This window comes from Chitinophaga solisilvae, assembly GCF_009928525.1.
Taxonomy (GTDB): Bacteria; Bacteroidota; Bacteroidia; order Chitinophagales; family Chitinophagaceae; genus Chitinophaga; species Chitinophaga solisilvae.
The window spans coordinates 1-3,981 of the sequence record NZ_JAABOK010000035.1 but is presented as its reverse complement, the minus strand read 5'-3'; the positions used below and the strand labels follow the sequence as shown (position 1 = coordinate 3,981).

The window sequence follows — 3,981 nt, the reverse complement described above, 5'->3', positions numbered from 1 at the left end:
TGGTATGCCGTTCAGAGGTCAGCGCTGCAGCGCTGCGCCAGTGGACCGGCAGTCACCTGCCGTCCTATATGCTGCCGCAGCGGTTTATTCAGACGGATCATATTCCGTTGAACAGCAATGGTAAGGTAGACCGCCGTCAGCTGTTGCAGTCGGGCGGCATCTCCCTGGAGGAGGATCAGGTTCTCACAGCGCCGGCGACGGCGCGGGAACGGCAGCTGGCGGGCATCTGGAGCGAAGTGCTGGGCATTGATGCCGGTCGTATCGGCCTGCAGTCCGACTTCTTTGCGCTGGGCGGCCACAGCCTGAAAGCCACACGGCTCATCAGCCAGTTGTACCGTTCGTTTGAAGTTAAAATTCCACTGAAAGATATTTTCTCCCATCCTGTATTCTCAGAACAGGTTGCATTATTATCCGCAGCCGTACGTGCGGCGTTTGTTCCGATTCCGGCAACACCTGTGCAGGACAGCTATACGCTGTCTTCTTCCCAGCGCCGGTTGTGGGTGCTGAGTCAGTTTTCTTCCGGCAATATTGCCTACAACATCCCCGGGGCTTATGTGTTTGAAGGCACACCCGATGTAGGATCGCTGGAAGAAAGTTTCCGCGTGCTGATAGCGCGTCATGAAATACTGCGTACTGTTTTCCGGGAAGGCGCGGATGGAGAAACCGGTCAGCATATACTAGCGGATATAGATTTTCATATAGCCGTTACTGATATACGGGAGGAGCCTGCCACAGCAAATGAACTGCTGAAACGGGATTTCAGTCTGCCGTTCGATTTATCCGCAGGCCCTATGCTACGGGCGTCTTTATACCAGATAGCAGACAGCCGCTGGATATTCGGTTTTGTGATGCACCATATCATCAGCGACGGCTGGTCGCTGGGGGTATTGATTCAGGAACTGCTGCAGGTATATAACGGCCTGCTGGGCGGCACGCCGGTAACCTTACCAGCACTGCGCATCCAATACAGGGATTATGCGGCCTGGCAGCTGCAGCAGCAGGAAGAACAGGAAAAACACCGCGTTTACTGGCAGGAAGTATTTTCCGGTGATTTGCCGGTACTGGATATTCCCGGTACACATCCCCGCCCGCCGGTAAAAACATACAGCGGCCGCAAAGCCTTACGAGTGCTGGATACTGCAGTGTACAGGCGACTGAAGGAACTGGCCAAAGAACAGGATGCCAGCCTTTTTATGGGGCTGCTGGCTGCGGTGAAAGTGTTGCTGTACCGCTATTCCGGTCAGCAGGATATTATCATCGGCTCGCCGGTAGCTGGCCGTGAACATATAGACCTCGAAGGGCAGATCGGATTGTACGCCAATACACTGGCCCTGCGTACGCAGTTTGCCGGTACCACCAGCTATAAAGAATTGCTGGCAATGGTACGCCGCCAGACGCTGGACGCCTATGCACATCAGACCTATCCTTTTGACACGCTGGTAGACGCCCTGCAGGTGGCAAGAGATATGAGCAGGAATGCCCTGTTTGAAGTGGAAGTCATCCTGCAGAATGACGATGAAAATGTACATGCACGGAAGAACCTTGCCGGACTGGAAGTTACAGCCTATAAGGAACTGGAATATATTACCAGCCGCTTTGACCTGGTATTCGACTTTGTGGAAACAGGAAATGGAAACGGACTGGAAGTAGAGCTGGCGTATAATCCCGACATTTATCCTGATACCCTGGTAAGCCAGCTGCTACAGCATCTGCAACAGTTGCTCGCGGCTATAGCCATCGCTCCGCAGGCGCCGGTGAGCCGGCTGATATATCTTCCTGAAGAAGAAATACAACAGCTGGTTTTCTCTTTCAATGATACTAAAGTTGTTTACCCGGAAAATAATATTGTCGGCCTGTTTGAAGAACAGGTCCGGAAAACACCTGATGCCACTGCGGTGATATATGGTTCTACGGAACTTTCCTACCGCGAACTGGATGAACGCGCTAACCGCCTGGCCGCCTACCTCTGCAGTAATTACCAGCCGGCTGCAGAAGACCTTATCGCAGTAATGCTGGATCGTTCGGATAAACTCATTATAGCGATGCTGGGCATTCTGAAAAGCGGTGCGGCCTACGTACCGGTTGATCCGTTGTATCCTGTTAAACGAAAGGAATATATCCTGCAGGATACGGCTGCTAAAGTGCTGATTACACAAACAGATTTTCTGCTGGACCTCGACTATTTCACCGGCCCGATGATTGCGATAGATATACAGCTGGATGGTATGGAAGCCGCAACGGTAGCGGCGGGTGGAAGTATTGCTGCCGACAGCCTTGCCTATGTGATTTATACTTCCGGTTCTACGGGTACACCGAAGGGAGTGATGATTACCCACGGTGCTATTGTGAATACCATTCATGCGCAGCAGGAAGTATTTGAAGTAACAGCGGGAGAGAAGCACCTGCAGTTTGCTTCCGCTTCTTTTGATGCCTCCGTTTCAGAAATTTTTGTTGCACTGTGCGCCGGCGCTGCATTATGTATTATAGAAGAAAGTGTGAAGAAAGATCCGCAGGCGCTGTTACAATATATCCGGGAGAAAGATATTCAACTGGCCACACTGCCGCCAGCTTATCTGCAGCAGCTGGATACAGCCGACCTGCAATCGCTGGGAAGGCTGGTGACTGCCGGTGAAGCAGCGAATCCCGAAAAGGCCGCTGCATTTTCCCGGCAAGGAATCTATTATAACGCTTACGGGCCTACGGAGTGCAGTATATGCGCTACCGTTTTCCGGCTGGACAGCCATAGCGCTGCTCCGGTTGTCAATGTACCTGTAGGCGGGCCTATTGCCAATACCCGCATCTATGTACTGGATGAACACGGTGGCATAGTGCCTGCCGGTATTCCGGGAGAAATATGTATTGGCGGGGCAGGGCTGGCACGAGGTTACCTGCATCAGCCGGAACTGACTGCAGCGAAATTTATAGCGGATCCTTTTGTTGCCGGAGAAAGAATATACCGTACCGGAGATGCCGGCTACCGGCAACCTGATGGCAACATCGTATTTACCGGAAGAAAGGATAATCAGGTAAAGATCCGCGGATACCGGATTGAACCCGGTGAAATTGAACTGATGCTGCTGCAGCATGAAAACATCCGGGCGGCCGTGGTAACGGTGTACAAGGATGTTGATGACAGCCTGCTGCTGGCGGCATATCTGACCGGCGATAAATCATTGAACAGCGGAGACATTAGGTCCTGGCTGAATAACCTGCTACCGGCCTATATGATCCCCGATCAGTTTATTCAACTGGAAGCACTGCCTCTGAACACGAGCGGTAAAATTGATAAGTCTGCTTTGCCTTTGCCCGGCGCCGGTGCAATGGCATCCGGAAAAACGTATATCCCTCCCCGTAATGCGGTTGAATCTGCACTGGTAGATATATGGAGCGAAATCCTGAATACGGCTAAGGAAAAGATCGGCGTGCTGGATGATTTCTTTGAGTCAGGTGGTCACAGTCTGCGCGCCACGCGCCTGGTGAGCCAGCTGCATAAAAGATTCTCTGTGAAGATGGAACTGCACGATATTTTCGCGCATCCTGTTCTGGCAGCACAGGCGCAGCTGATCTCTTCCCTGGGTCATACGGACTTTGTACATATCCCGGCAGCGCCGCCGCAGCGCAGCTATGTACTGTCATCTGCACAACGCCGCCTGTGGGTGCTGAGCCAGCTGGACGGTGGCAGCATCGCCTACAACGTACCCTCGGCGCATGTCTTTGAAGGCCTGCTGGATGTGGAAAAGCTGGAAGACAGCTTCCGGACGCTGGTAGCAAGACATGAAATACTAAGAACTATTTTTCAGGAAGATGAACAGGGAGAAGTAAAACAGTTTATTCTTCCTGCCCTTGATTTTAATATAACAGTAACGGATATACGTAATAACAGCATTGCACTGGATGCATTACTGCAGGAAGATTTTCTGTCTCCCTTCGACCTGCAGACCGGTCCGCTGCTGCGCGCATCGTTATACCGCCTGTCTGCCA

At 52.2% G+C, this 3,981-nt stretch carries 1 protein-coding gene; it reads left to right on the top strand.

What is annotated here, in order from left to right; all coding sequences use genetic code 11:
* Positions 1-3,981, top strand: a 3,981-nt coding sequence (locus GWG06_RS30295; RefSeq protein WP_160718171.1) for a non-ribosomal peptide synthetase, incomplete at both ends; no start/stop codon positions are given.